Here is a 12558-nt window from a genome sequence, read left to right on the forward strand (position 1 = left end):
TCATCCAGCTCTCGAACATGACAACTGCAACCCTCAATCTGCCTGCCGACAGCCGGTCTTTGAAGCGCAAGGACTGGGCCATCATCAGCCTGATCGGCGCCGCGCACTCGTGCTCGCATTTTTTTCAGCTGGTGCTTCCGACGCTATATTTGTCTTTGGGAGCTGAATATGGCTACGACTTTGTCAAGCTGGGTTTCCTGGCTTCGGCGTTTTTCCTGATGTCATGCATAGGACAGGCTTCGTCCGGATTCATCGTCGATCGGATCGGGCCCGCTCCGGTACTGCGTTTCGGCTTGTCCTGCTTTGTGGTATCGGGTGTTCTGATCGGCCTGTCCAACGGGTATGCCATGCTTGTGCTGGCCGCCCTGATAGGGGGGGTGGGCAATTCGGTTTTTCACCCTGTCGATTACTCTATCATCAACCATCGTGTCAGTTCGCGGCGGCTGGGTCATGCGTTCAGCACACATGGCCTTACAGGCAATCTGGGTTGGGCGCTGACTCCGGTGTTCATGGCGGCGATCATCCATATCGCCAATTGGCGTGTGGCGGTGTTCGCCGCGGCTGGCTTGGTGGCAGTCGTGCTGGCTCTGACTTGGCTGGGGCGCGATCTGCTGGCGGGTAAAAATGAAGAGCTTGTCGCCGACTCGGGCTCGGCTGGCGAGCCGGCCGCATCGCCCGGCCTGGCCAGACAATCGGTGCGTCAAACCTTGGCTACCTTGCTGGTGCAGCCGGCGTTGTGGGGCGCATTCCTCTTTTTTGCCTTTACATCCATGGCTTTGTCGGCGGTGCAAAACTACACCATCCCAATGTTGAGCGGTGTCTACGGCATCGACAAGGTGTTGGCGGGCACCGCCTTGTCGGCATACATGGTGGCGGCCGCGGCCGGCATGCTGGCAGGTGGGTTTCTAGTCGGTGCTACGCCGAATACCGAGCGTACTGTGGCGGTGTCGCTGGTCCTGGCGGGCGTTTTGCTGGTCGTGCTGGCCTCCGGGTCGGTAGCGCCATCGTTTGCCATTGCGCTGGTGGCCTTGGCGGGTTTTTGCTCGGGGGTTGCGTCGCCTTCACGCGATATGCTGATACGCCGTGTCACACCCAAAGGGGCTACGGGCACGGTGTATGGTCTGGTTTATTCGGGTATGGATGTCGGTTCCTCGCTGGCTCCGGTCGGGTTTGGCGTGCTGCTCGATGCAGGCTATAACCAGGGTCCCTGGTTCGGTGCCGCCGTTGGCTTTGTGGTGGCGGCATTCCTGGCCATGTGGGTGGCTCGCTCGGCGGCTCGCGCGGCTGTGCCTGCGGTGGCGTAGGTGGTAAGTGGTGGTTTAACGGCTTTCCGGGTTCTTAAGACGCGGGGGTGGCGGCCCAGGCAGGGTGGAGCTCGCATCGTCCGGTCCTGGCTTTGCCAGGACTGCCCGCGGCCGCAGCCTGGATCGGGCGGTCACGGAACTCGCGTCGTCCACAGCCCCCCGGGCTGTGGACACCCGTGACGCTCAGACAACCGCTCCCTTGCCTCCCGATCCAGGCTGCGGCCGCGGCGGACTCAAGCTCGCTCACCCTGCCTGGGCCGCCACCCCCGCTCGCGTTGACGTTTTTTGGACAATCGCAGGCAACTTGCATGCTGATGGCCGGCGTGACTACGCGAGGATTGTGCGAACAGTTCGTGCGGTTGTTAGTGGATTTGTAATGGTGGGGCTCGTCGCCGGTCATGGGTTCGGGGTTGCCCTTACTGCCGGATGGTTCGCTGGTTGACCACATTGGTCGGGTGGCTGCTGCGCCAGGGGTTGATGTCGAGGCCGCCGCGTCGGGTATAGCGCGCATAGACAAACAGCGCTTCGGGGCGGCAGGCTTGCCAGATATCGCAATACATCCGTTCGACGCAATGTTCGTGGAATTCGTTGTGCTGGCGCAGGGAAATAATATATTTGAGCAAGGCTGCCCGGTCTATTTGCGGGCCGCTGTAGCGGATTTGCACGCTGCCCCAGTCGGGTTGGCCTGTGACCGGGCAGTTCGTTTTAAGCAGGTCCGACATCAGGGTTTCGCTTACAAGCGGCGCATCGGGTACGCAGCGCAGCAATTCGGGGGCGGGTTGATAGCGTTCGATGCTGACGTCGGCGTCATCGATGTTGATTCCTTCAAGTGCCCGATACGCCGTGTCGACGTCCGCTGCCACGATATCCACATCCACATGGACGGCTGCGCCCGAGGCGCGACTCAGGTCCTGCCTGAGGCATTGCAGCACTGCGTGCGGGCCATCGAAGCGGCTTTCATTGAACGAGTTGAGGTACAGCTTGAATGATTTGGATTCGACGATATTGGGGCTGTTCTGGCTGAATACAAAGCATGCGGTGGCTACGACCGGCTTGCCTTTGAGATTCAGCCACGATATTTCGTAGGCATTCCAGACGTCGGCCCCTTGCCATGCGGGCACGGGCTGCAGCGACAGGGTTTGACGATTTCCCGAACGGGCGATGGGAAACAGCACTGTCGGGTCATAGGTTTTCGGGTAGGCCACGTCGTGGCCCAGGGGAGCATGAGTCAGGGTAGGGTCAGCCATACAAATAGTGAAAATACAAAAGTATGAATCTATTCAAGCCATTGTACTGCCATCGCCATCCTGTTTTCATATTATGAGAATTGCTTTTTGCCATGCAAAACGTGAATGTTGCGCAGCATCATTTCTGTTTTCATAGCGAAAAATATCGTTTTATATTGTGAAATAAAATTTATAATATATTGATTTTAAAGATTAATATATTTAATCTTATATAAGATATAAGTGTGATTTGCTCTGCAGCAAAGGCGTAGAATTTTTCCTAAGGATTCTTGCTGATTTACTTTTATTTTTGATACTTTCAGGAGCGCCACCATGAGCACACGCGAAAACGAAATCCGTAATTTACAGAAAAACTGGGCGGAAAACCCCCGCTGGCAGGGCATCAAGCGCGGCTATGGGGCCGAAGAGGTGGTACGTTTGCGCGGCTCCGTCGTGGTCGAGCATACGCTGGCACGCCGTGGATCCGAAAAATTATGGTCATTGCTGCAATCCGAACCGTTTGTAAATTCGCTGGGTGCGCTGACCGGCAATCAGGCCATGCAGCAAGTCAAGGCTGGATTAAAAGCGATTTACCTGTCGGGCTGGCAGGTAGCGGGCGATGCCAACGGTGCCGGTGAAATGTACCCCGACCAGTCGCTCTATCCCGCCAACTCGGTGCCGCAAGTGGTGCGCCGTATCAATAATGCGCTGACCCGCTGCGACCAGATCCAATGGATGGAAGGCAAGAATCCAGGCGATAGCGCTTACCTGGACTACTATGCGCCCATCGTGGCCGATGCCGAAGCGGGCTTTGGCGGCGTCCTGAATGCGTTCGAGCTTATGAAAGCCATGATCGAAGCGGGCGCCAGCGGCGTGCATTTCGAAGATCAGCTGGCTTCGGTGAAGAAATGCGGCCACATGGGCGGCAAAGTGCTGGTGCCTACCCGCGAAGCGGTGGCCAAGCTTGTATCGGCCCGTCTTGCGGCCGACGTCCTGAATGTGCCGACGCTCCTGCTGGCTCGCACCGATGCCGACGCTGCCGACCTGGTCACCAGTGATGTGGATGAAAACGATCGTCCTTTTATTACCGGCGAGCGCACGGTAGAAGGCTTCTTCCGCACCAAGGCGGGGGTCGATCAGGCGATTTCGCGCGGCCTGGCCTATGCACCGTATGCCGATTTGCTGTGGTGTGAAACTTCAACTCCGAATCTGGAGTACGCGCGCAAATTCGCCGATGCCATTCATCGCCAGTTCCCGGGCAAGATGCTGGCCTACAACTGCTCGCCATCGTTCAACTGGAAGAAGAACCTGGACGACGCCACGGTGGCCAAGTTCCAGCGCGAACTGGGCGCGATGGGCTACAAGTTCCAGTTCATCACCTTGGCCGGCTTCCATGCATTGAACTATGGGATGTTCGAGCTGGCGCACGGGTATGCTCGCCGTCAGATGAGCGCTTTCGTCGAATTGCAGCAGAAGGAGTTCGCCGCCGCAGACTTGGGCTTCACCGCCGTCAAGCATCAGCGCGAAGTGGGTACGGGTTACTTCGATGCCGTTACCCAGGCGATTGAAGGCGGCCAGTCATCGACCACAGCGCTTACGGGCTCGACCGAAGAAGCCCAGTTCAAAAGCTCGCCCGCTGACGGCCTGAAAGTAGCCTGAGCGTTTGTTTGACCGGGGTGCCTGCGAGGGCACCCCTTGTCTCTTGGTTTTTCCAGTGCACGGTATCCATGTTGACAAGCAGGCAATGCGCGCTTTAATGCCCGAGGGTCAATGAGTTTCCCAATAAGATGCCTTGGAGTAATGGGCCTTGAGCAAATCGACGAAGGCTCGCACTCGCACCGGCAGGTGTTTGCGTTCGGGCAGCATGGCGTAGATTCCATTGGGAGAGGCGGCGTATTCATCGAGAACGCTTACCAGGCGGCCTGCGGCCAGGTCTTCCCGTACTTCCCACAGGGCGCTCCAGGCCAGACCGCATCCCGCGAGAGTCCATTTGCGCAGGACCGAGCCATCGCTGCAAGCCAGGTTTCCCTTGACTTGCATGATTCTTGTCTGACCCTTGTGCCTGAGCCGCCAGTCCTTGGCCTGATCTCCTTGCGTTGCCAAAGACAAGCAGTTGTGACGAAGCAGGTCTTCGGGGCTATGGGGGATTCCATGCGCGTCCAGGTATGAAGGGGCGGCTACGATGACGCAGCGGCTATCGGCCAATCGCACGCCGGCGACCTGAGGGGCTTGCGCATCGCCAATCCGGATGGCGCAGTCGTAGCGCTCTTCAATCAGATCTACCTGCCGGTCGCTCAAGTCGAGTGTAATCGTGATGTCGGGATGGGCCTGGATGAACAGCGGCAGCAAGGGGCCTATATGGCGCCGCCCGAAACCCACAGGCGCACTGATCCGCAAATGACCGGAAGGCTTGATGCTCCCCTGGGTAATCCGGGCTTCGGTATCGTTCATATCGCGCAGGATACGCTGTGCTTCTTCGAGGAGGGTTGCACCCTCGGAAGTCAGGGATAAATGGCGGGTCGAGCGTATCAGCAGTTTCAGGCCCAGGCGAGCCTCGAGTGCGTTGATGCGCCGGCCCATCATGGCTGGGGCGATTCCCTCGGCCCGTGCTGCGGCCGACAGGCTCCCCAGAGTCGCCACCGAGACAAAACTCTCAAGCTGTTTGAATTTATCCATGAGGCGATGCTTTTATTTAAAGGGTCATTTGCCTCGATTATATTGCCATATGTATCAATGCATTCCGTTGAGATGAGCGACTTTACAGTTCTTTTTTCCGAAGAATCGCACATGTTGCAGAATTGCCTATAAAAAACGTATCAATATGTAATGGCTTTCTCTACCTTTTCGCATACCTGCGCAAAACTTTGCAGGATTTGACCGGAAACACGGAAAGCGTTCGTGCGCGACCGCCGCCTGCCTGGCATCAAGCAGGCGGTAATTCAATACGATTAGGTGGTTTGTTGCTTTGCAGCATTGAGGACCGAGGGAGGCGCCCGCGGGAATCCGGCGAGGCTGCTGTTTACCCTTTAAAAATGAGTGCTTGCAGCTTTGCGCGGATCTCGGCCAGTTCGGATGAGCTGATGCGTCCCTGGTGGCTGATTTTGCTGCTTGCCCAATCCAGGCTTTTGATTTGATCGGACAGGGCGGCGATGCGCTGTTCGGCGTCGATCAGGACTTCGAACGGATAGCCCTTGATAGTCGGGGTAATGGGGCAACATATCATTAGCCCGGTTTTTTTGTTGTAGGCAAGAGGACTGAGCACGACCGCGGGCTTGTAGCCGGGGCCGGTTGAGCCTTTGGGCACATCGAAATGCAGCCAGATAATATCGCCGGCCGTGGGGATATAGCGTTTGCTCATGGTGGGCCTCGTCGAATTATTATGCGGCGCCAAAGTCGATTTCGGCGTGTATGTTCTTGGCTTTGATTCCGCCCAATAATTGGCTAAGCACGTATTCTTCGGTGCGTATGGGCTCGATCACGATATTGCCATGCTCGACGCTGATATTGATGACGTCTTCCAGGTCGAGTTTGAGTGTTTTCATCATCGACGATGGCAAGCGCACCGCTGCACTGTTACCCCATTTTTTAATTACGCCACGCATGGTTTGTCTCCCGGGTGCCATAAAAGAGTGCTATTAGCTTAACAGTTTAAACGGTGTGTAAACAATAGGGTAGGCTTTGGGGTACAGAGCGAGTAAAGTGAAAGGATCGCGGTCATATTGCTGCATGGCGGCATGTTTGTATCTTGAAAACTGGCTGGCTGGCCGCACATAATCATTATTCGAGCACGGCTCTTCCCCTTTGATCAAGCGAAACGATTATGCGATTCGACAAACTGACAACCAAATTTCAGCAGGCGATTTCCGACGCGCAAAGCCTGTCCATCAAGCATGATAATCCCTATATAGAACCCGTACATGTGCTGGCCGCGTTGCTGGCCGATCCGGAAAGCGGCGCGGGCGGGCTGCTTGCGCGGGCCGGTGTTGCCGTCAATCGGATAGTTCCGGCCGTCAATGCGGCCATCGAGGCCTTGCCGCAAGTGCGGGGCTCCGAAGGCAATATCCAGGTTGGCCGCGATCTGCAGGCAGTACTGGCACGCACCGATAAAGAGGCGTCCAATCGCGGCGATACTTATATCGCCAGCGAGCTTTTTCTTCTGGCGCTGGCCGACGATAAAGGCGAAGCGGGGCGCATACTGCGCGAAGCCGGCCTGCAGCGCAAGGCGCTTGAAACCGCTATCGATGCGGTGCGCGGCGGCGCTTCGGTGTCCGACTCCGAAGGCGAGTCGAATCGCGAAGCCTTGTCCAAATACACGCTTGATTTAACCGAGCGCGCGCGGCAGGGCAAGCTCGATCCGGTGATTGGGCGCGATGACGAAATTCGCCGGACCATACAGATCCTGCAGCGTCGCACCAAAAACAACCCGGTCCTGATTGGCGAACCGGGGGTTGGCAAAACTGCGATTGTCGAAGGCCTGGCTCAGCGCATCATCAACAACGAGGTGCCTGAGACTCTTAAAGGAAAGCGCGTACTGTCGCTGGACATGGCGGCTTTGCTGGCTGGCGCCAAATTTCGCGGAGAATTCGAAGAACGCCTGAAATCGGTGCTGAAAGAGCTTTCTCAAGATGCCGGGGGCACCATTGTTTTCATCGATGAGTTGCACACCATGGTGGGGGCCGGAAAGGCCGAGGGCGCCATGGACGCGGGCAATATGCTCAAGCCCGCCTTGTCGCGCGGCGAGCTGCATTGCATAGGCGCCACGACTCTCGACGAGTATCGCAAGTACATAGAGAAAGATGCCGCCCTGGAGCGCCGTTTCCAGAAAGTGCTCGTCAACGAGCCCGATGTCGAATCGACGATTGCCATTCTGCGCGGCTTGCAGGAACGCTACGAGCTGCATCACGGTGTAGCCATCACAGACCCGGCCATCGTAGCCGCGGCTGAGTTGTCGAACCGCTATATTACCGACCGGTTTCTACCTGACAAGGCTATCGATCTCATCGACGAGGCGGCTGCTCGCATACGCATGGAAATCGATTCCAAGCCCGAGGTCATGGACAAGCTGGACCGGCGTATCATTCAGCTGAAAATCGAACGTGAAGCGGTAAAAAAGGAGTCCGACGAAGGTTCCTTGCGGCGCCTCAAGGTAATCGAAGACGAGCTCGAAAAGCATCAGCGCGAGTACAACGATTACGAGGAAATCTGGAAGGCCGAAAAAGCGGCGGTGCAGGGTTCGCAGTCGGTCAAGGAAGAAATCGAACGCACGCGAGCCGAGATGGCCGACCTGCAACGCAAAGGCCAATTCGACAAGCTGGCCGAGCTGCAATATGGCAAATTGCCTGAGCTCGAGGGCCGTCTGAAGGCGGCCGAGGCCGGCCATCAGGCGGTTTCCGATCCCGAACACCCGCGTCTGTTGCGTACCGAAGTGGGTGCCGAGGAAATCGCCGAGGTCGTGGCCCGGGCAACCGGAATACCGGTTGCCAAAATGATGCAGGGTGAGCGTACCAAATTGCTTGGCATCGAAGATTTCCTGCATCAGCGGGTAGTGGGGCAGGACGAGGCCGTCAGTCTGGTTGCCGACGCAATCCGTCGTTCCCGGGCCGGCTTGTCCGACCCGGGCCGTCCCTCTGGCTCCTTTCTGTTCCTGGGCCCTACCGGCGTGGGCAAAACCGAGCTTACCAAGGCTTTGGCCAACTTCCTGTTCGATTCCGACGATCATTTGATCCGTATCGACATGAGCGAATTCATGGAAAAGCATTCCGTGGCCCGCCTGATCGGTGCGCCGCCGGGTTATGTGGGCTATGAAGAGGGCGGTTATCTGACCGAGGCTGTGCGCCGCAAACCGTACAGCGTCATTTTGCTCGACGAGATCGAAAAGGCGCATCCCGATGTTTTCAACGTGCTGCTGCAGGTGCTGGATGACGGGCGCCTGACCGACGGCCAGGGGCGTACGGTTGATTTCCGCAATACGGTTATCGTGATGACCTCCAATTTGGGTTCGCAGCATATACAGAACATGATCGGCCAGCCCTACGACGTGATCAAGGAAGTTATCTGGGATGGGCTTAAAGAGTCGTTCCGTCCGGAGTTTTTGAATCGTATCGACGAAGTCGTGGTGTTTCATGCACTGGAATCCAGGCACATCGAGGCGATTGCACGGATCCAATTGCGCCGCCTGGCTCAGCGCATGGCGACGCAGGAAATGCGGCTCGAGGTATCCGATGCGGCCCTGGCTCAACTGGCTCGCGCAGGTTTCGATCCGGTGTTCGGCGCCCGGCCGCTCAAGCGCGCCATTCAGCAGCACATCGAAAACCCGATTGCGCGCCTGATACTGGAAGGCAAGTTCGGCCCCAGGGATGTGGTGCCGGTGGACTGGAAAAACGACAAGTTCGTGTTTTCGCGGACCCTGCAATAGCAGCGCGGGCGGCCACAAGGGCCGCCCGCCTGTTGGCCACGCCGGTTTTACGCTCTTGCAAAACCGGGTTTTTAGCCTTGCGCCGGCTTGTCGCCGACCGATGGCGGAGGGTTGAGTTCGATTTCGTCCTTGCCGTAGAACTTGATGCCGATCTTGACGCGTTCGCGTCCCTGGGCACGCCGGTGCCGGTTGGTGTCTCGCAGAGAATATACACAACCGCAGTATTCTTGCTGGTAGAACTCTTCGCGTTTGCTGATTTCGATCATGCGGGCCGAACCGCCGCCTTTACGCCAATTGTAGGTCCAGTAGATCAGCTCGGGGTAGCGCGCCGCGGCCCGTTCGCCGCAGCCGTTTATTTGGTTCATATCCTTCCAGCGCGAAATGCCCAGTGAACTGCTGATTGTGTCGAAGCCGTGTTCGTGCGCATACAGGGCGGTGCGTTCGAAACGCATATCGAAGCAGGCTGTGCAGCGTTGGCCGCGTTCGGGTTCGTTTTCCAGGCCTTTGACGCGTTCGAACCAGTTGTCCCTGTCGTAGTCGGCATCGATAAATTCGATGCCGTGCTGCTCGGCAAAACGGATGTTTTCGTTTTTGCGGATTTCGTATTCGCGATCGGGATGAATATTCGGGTTGTAGAAATAAATCGAATAATCGATGCCCGAGGCGGATATGGCTTCCATGACTTCGCCAGAACAGGGAGCGCAGCACGAATGCAGCAACACCTTGCGGCGGTTGTCGGGCAGTACGAGCTTGGGGCGTTGAATGTCAGTCATGGCATGCGGGCACGCGGGGCGAAGCGTGCCGTATTCAGTTAGGCAAGACGTGTATTTTAATCCCCAATGACGGTATTCCAAAGCTGATGCACCACTGCGCGCTCGGCAGTCATTTGATTCTGCGGCACACGGGCTTTTTCCGCGCCTTGCAGACGCAGTTCGTGCTGCACCTTGCGGAACAGGCGATAGGCGTCAGCCGCTCCGGTTGCGATTTCCGCGTCTATCAGGCCGGCTTCCGAAGCCAGGCGCAGAAGTGTGATATTGCCCAGATTACGGAGCAGAACCGGATGCCTGGATGCGTGGCACAACACCAGGTATTGCGTGACGAACTCGATATCGACCATACCGCCCCGATCGTGTTTCAAGTCGAAATCGGCAGACGGGTTGGGGTGGCCGGAGCCGATTTTTTGCCGCATGGCCTGAACTTCTTGCTTGAGTGCTTGCGGGTCGCGGGGCAGCAGCAGAACCTGGTTGCGGATTTCCTCGAATTTATTGCCCACGGAAGAGTCGCCTACGGCATAGCGTGCCCGGGTCAAGGCTTGATGCTCCCAGGCCCAGGCATGGTTAAGCTGATATTGGGCAAAGGCGTCCAGCGATACGGCCAGCAGGCCCGCGTCGCCGTCGGGTCGCAGCCGCAGGTCGACTTCGTAAAGGCGCCCCGAGGATGTCATGGTTGACAGCCACGATGTCATGCGCCGTCCCAGCTTGGCATAAATTTCCATCGCGTCTTCGCGTGTATCGTCGTATATGAAAACGAGATCCAGATCGGAGGCGTAGCCAATTTCCTTGCCGCCCAGCTTGCCATAGGCAATGACGGCAAACTTGGGGGAGGGCAAATCGCCTGCCGCATTGCCCTTGGGCTGCACGAGCGGCCAGACGCGGAAAATCGTTTCGGCCAGCAGCATGTCGGCCAGGGCCGAGAGCTGATCCGCCAGTTTTTCCACGCTCAGCACTCCCTCCAGGTCCTGCGCCAGAAGCTGGAAGCTCACTTGGCGCTGGACGTCGCGCATGAGGTTCATTTGCTGCTCGACATCGGCCCGGCCATTGGGCAAAAGGCAAGCATCGAGATCGGTGCGGAGTTGTTGGGCGATCTGGCCAAAATCGGGTGGCGCAAGCAGGGAGCGCCATTCGATCAGGCTGTCGAGCAGCAAGGGGTATTGACTGAGATATTGAGATGCCCAGGGGCTGGCGGCTACGATGCGTGCGACGCGCGCCAAGGTTTCGGGGTACTCGGCCAGCAGCGCCAAATAGGCGCTGCGCTGTGCTATTTGCTCAATGAGATCGAACAGCCGGATTGCGGTTTGCTGGGGATTGGCGGTTTTTGCCGCCGCGCTGATGGCCGCCGGCAGCAGCGCTTCGACCCGCTTGCGGCTGGTGCCCGGCAGGCTGCGTATCCGGTGGCTGTCCAGCAGGGCTTCGACTCGCTGGTCCAGAATATCGTTTTGGCCGCCCAACTGGGTCTGTATATGTTCGCCGAGGCTGGCGCAGTGTGCAACGCCCGGCTTGCCGGGCGAGCCCTTGGCTTCGTCTTCACCTACACCGGCAATCCGGAAGGCGTTGCAAAATAGCTGGGTGACAAAGGTGCGATGGGCGGCGAGGGTGGATTCGAAAATTTCCGGGCTTAAACCCATGGCGTGCGCCAGTCCCATGCGCAGAGCCGGATCGCTGGGCAATAAATGGGTCTGCTCGTCTTCGCGGTATTGCAGAAGATGTTCGGTGCGACGCAGGAAAACATAGGCCGTTTCCAGTTGTTCGGCATCGTCGGATGAAATGATGCCCGCATCTTTTTGCCGGTGTAAGGCGGTTATCAGACCGCGCTGCTGCAAGGACGGCATGCGTCCGCCGCGGATCAACTGGGTCAGTTGCACTACGAATTCGATTTCACGTATTCCGCCGTCGCCCAGCTTGATATTGTGGGTGGTATCGATTCCGTTGCGCGCCATGGCCCGCCGTTGCCAGTCCTGGCGTATGCGTTCGCGCAAGGCCCTCAGGGACGCTAGGGAGTCGAAATCGAAATACTTGCGATAGACAAAAGGTGTACGCAAGGATTCGAACTGCGCTACTTGCTTTGATGTGTCGCTGGAGGGAAAGGCCTGGCAGGGAATGATCCGGCCCTTTAGCCAGGCATAGCGTTCCCATTCCCTGCCTTGGGTGAACAGGTAGTTTTCAAAAGCATCCAGGCTCCAGGCCAGCGGCCCCGAGTCGCCATCGGGGCGCAGGCGCAGATCGGTGCGAAATACCTGGCCATGCGCATCGATGTCGGACAGGACCGGCATCATGCGCTGGGTAAGCCGGCCGTAAAATTCGTGATAGCTGATCTTGCGCCGCCCGGTGGTTTCGCCTTCTTCGCCGTACAGCATGATCAGATCGATATCGGACGACACATTCAGTTCTTTGCCGCCGAGCTTGCCCATGCCTACGATCAGCATTTCTTGCGGCAGGCCCGTGCCGGGGTCTGTGGGAATACCGTGGGTTTGGGCCAGCTCGGCGGCCACGCATTGATAGGATTGCGCAATGGCCAGATCGGCCAGCGCCGACATCGCCGCCACGACTTCGGCCAAGGGAGCCTCGCCGTTGATGTCCCGCACCATCAGGGTAAAGAAAACCCGCTCCCGCAGTTGGCGCAGGGCCCGGCGCACTTCGGGCAGGGCCGGGGAGCTTTCCGGCCTGGGTGGAACGAATTCGGTAAACCAGGTTTGAATCGATTGGCGTGTGACCGGATGCTGGGCAGCCTGACACAGCCACTGCTTGAAAGCGGCGTTGGCCCCGGTTTTGCGGCGCAAGGCTCCTGACCAGAGCAAGGCTGGTTCCAATAGTTTAAGTTCGGGCATGGAGTTTAC

At 57.9% G+C, this 12558-nt stretch carries 9 protein-coding genes; 3 read left to right on the forward strand and 6 right to left on the reverse strand.

The genetic code is table 11. The features are described from left to right. Nucleotides 1-17: 17 nt before the first annotated feature. Entirely contained in the window at nt 18-1304 is a 1287-nt protein-coding gene (locus ACYVIS_RS17225) for an MFS transporter (RefSeq protein WP_232743495.1), read from the forward strand. A 416-nt stretch (nt 1305-1720) separates the two neighbouring features. Here the strand turns inward: ACYVIS_RS17225 and queF are convergent, their stop codons facing one another. Beyond that, complete coding sequence (queF, locus tag ACYVIS_RS17230) at nt 1721-2551, reverse strand: NADPH-dependent 7-cyano-7-deazaguanine reductase QueF (protein WP_232743494.1); 831 nt, start codon at nt 2549-2551, stop codon at nt 1721-1723. A 312-nt stretch (nt 2552-2863) separates the two neighbouring features. Between queF and aceA the strand changes: the two genes are divergently transcribed. After that, on the forward strand, nt 2864-4189 hold the full coding sequence (gene aceA / locus ACYVIS_RS17235; protein WP_232743493.1) for an isocitrate lyase: 1326 nt from the start codon (nt 2864-2866) through the stop codon (nt 4187-4189). Between the two features lie 108 nt (nt 4190-4297). Here aceA and ACYVIS_RS17240 read toward each other — a convergent pair whose 3' ends face one another. The 3 genes from ACYVIS_RS17240 to ACYVIS_RS17250 all read right to left on the reverse strand — a co-directional run bounded on the left by ACYVIS_RS17240 (nt 4298) and on the right by ACYVIS_RS17250 (nt 6132). Beyond that, nucleotides 4298-5206: a LysR family transcriptional regulator gene (locus ACYVIS_RS17240; RefSeq protein ID WP_232743492.1), complete on the reverse strand. Its 909-nt coding sequence runs from the start codon at nt 5204-5206 to the stop codon at nt 4298-4300. 343 nt (nt 5207-5549) lie between these two features. Next, nucleotides 5550-5888 carry an endoribonuclease MazF gene (mazF, locus tag ACYVIS_RS17245; protein WP_232743491.1) on the reverse strand — a complete coding sequence of 113 codons (339 nt, stop codon included), beginning with the start codon at nt 5886-5888 and terminating at the stop codon, nt 5550-5552. A 19-nt stretch (nt 5889-5907) separates the two neighbouring features. Continuing rightward, the gene (locus ACYVIS_RS17250) at nt 5908-6132 is read right to left on the reverse strand and encodes an AbrB/MazE/SpoVT family DNA-binding domain-containing protein (protein ID WP_232743490.1); all 225 of its coding nucleotides are present in this window, start codon (nt 6130-6132) and stop codon (nt 5908-5910) included. A 218-nt stretch (nt 6133-6350) separates the two neighbouring features. On the opposite strand from ACYVIS_RS17250, the gene clpB reads away from it, so the two are divergent. Next, entirely contained in the window at nt 6351-8945 is a 2595-nt protein-coding gene (clpB, locus tag ACYVIS_RS17255) for an ATP-dependent chaperone ClpB (RefSeq protein ID WP_232743489.1), read from the forward strand. A 71-nt stretch (nt 8946-9016) separates the two neighbouring features. Here the strand turns inward: clpB and ACYVIS_RS17260 are convergent, their stop codons facing one another. Beyond that, nucleotides 9017-9718 (reverse strand): epoxyqueuosine reductase QueH, encoded by a 702-nt coding sequence (locus ACYVIS_RS17260; RefSeq protein ID WP_232743488.1) that lies wholly within the window; start codon nt 9716-9718, stop codon nt 9017-9019. Nucleotides 9719-9774: 56 nt separating this feature from the next. Next, nucleotides 9775-12549, reverse strand: coding sequence for a bifunctional [glutamate--ammonia ligase]-adenylyl-L-tyrosine phosphorylase/[glutamate--ammonia-ligase] adenylyltransferase (glnE, locus tag ACYVIS_RS17265; RefSeq protein ID WP_460874567.1), 2775 nt, complete (start codon nt 12547-12549; stop codon nt 9775-9777). Between the last annotated feature and the right edge of the window lie 9 nt (nt 12550-12558).

This window comes from Paralcaligenes ginsengisoli (assembly GCF_054781135.1).

What these genes read in the sequence shown, in the direction of transcription:
- ACYVIS_RS17225 (WP_232743495.1), top strand. Translation starts at nt 18, where the DNA reads ATGACAACTGCAACCCTCAATCTGCCTGCCGACAGCCGGTCTTTGAAG.
- queF (WP_232743494.1), bottom strand. Translation starts at nt 2,551, where the DNA reads ATGGCTGACCCTACCCTGACTCATGCTCCCCTGGGCCACGACGTGGCC.
- aceA (WP_232743493.1), top strand. Translation starts at nt 2,864, where the DNA reads ATGAGCACACGCGAAAACGAAATCCGTAATTTACAGAAAAACTGGGCG.
- ACYVIS_RS17240 (WP_232743492.1), bottom strand. Translation starts at nt 5,206, where the DNA reads ATGGATAAATTCAAACAGCTTGAGAGTTTTGTCTCGGTGGCGACTCTG.
- mazF (WP_232743491.1), bottom strand. Translation starts at nt 5,888, where the DNA reads ATGAGCAAACGCTATATCCCCACGGCCGGCGATATTATCTGGCTGCAT.
- ACYVIS_RS17250 (WP_232743490.1), bottom strand. Translation starts at nt 6,132, where the DNA reads ATGCGTGGCGTAATTAAAAAATGGGGTAACAGTGCAGCGGTGCGCTTG.
- clpB (WP_232743489.1), top strand. Translation starts at nt 6,351, where the DNA reads ATGCGATTCGACAAACTGACAACCAAATTTCAGCAGGCGATTTCCGAC.
- ACYVIS_RS17260 (WP_232743488.1), bottom strand. Translation starts at nt 9,718, where the DNA reads ATGACTGACATTCAACGCCCCAAGCTCGTACTGCCCGACAACCGCCGC.
- glnE (WP_460874567.1), bottom strand. Translation starts at nt 12,549, where the DNA reads ATGCCCGAACTTAAACTATTGGAACCAGCCTTGCTCTGGTCAGGAGCC.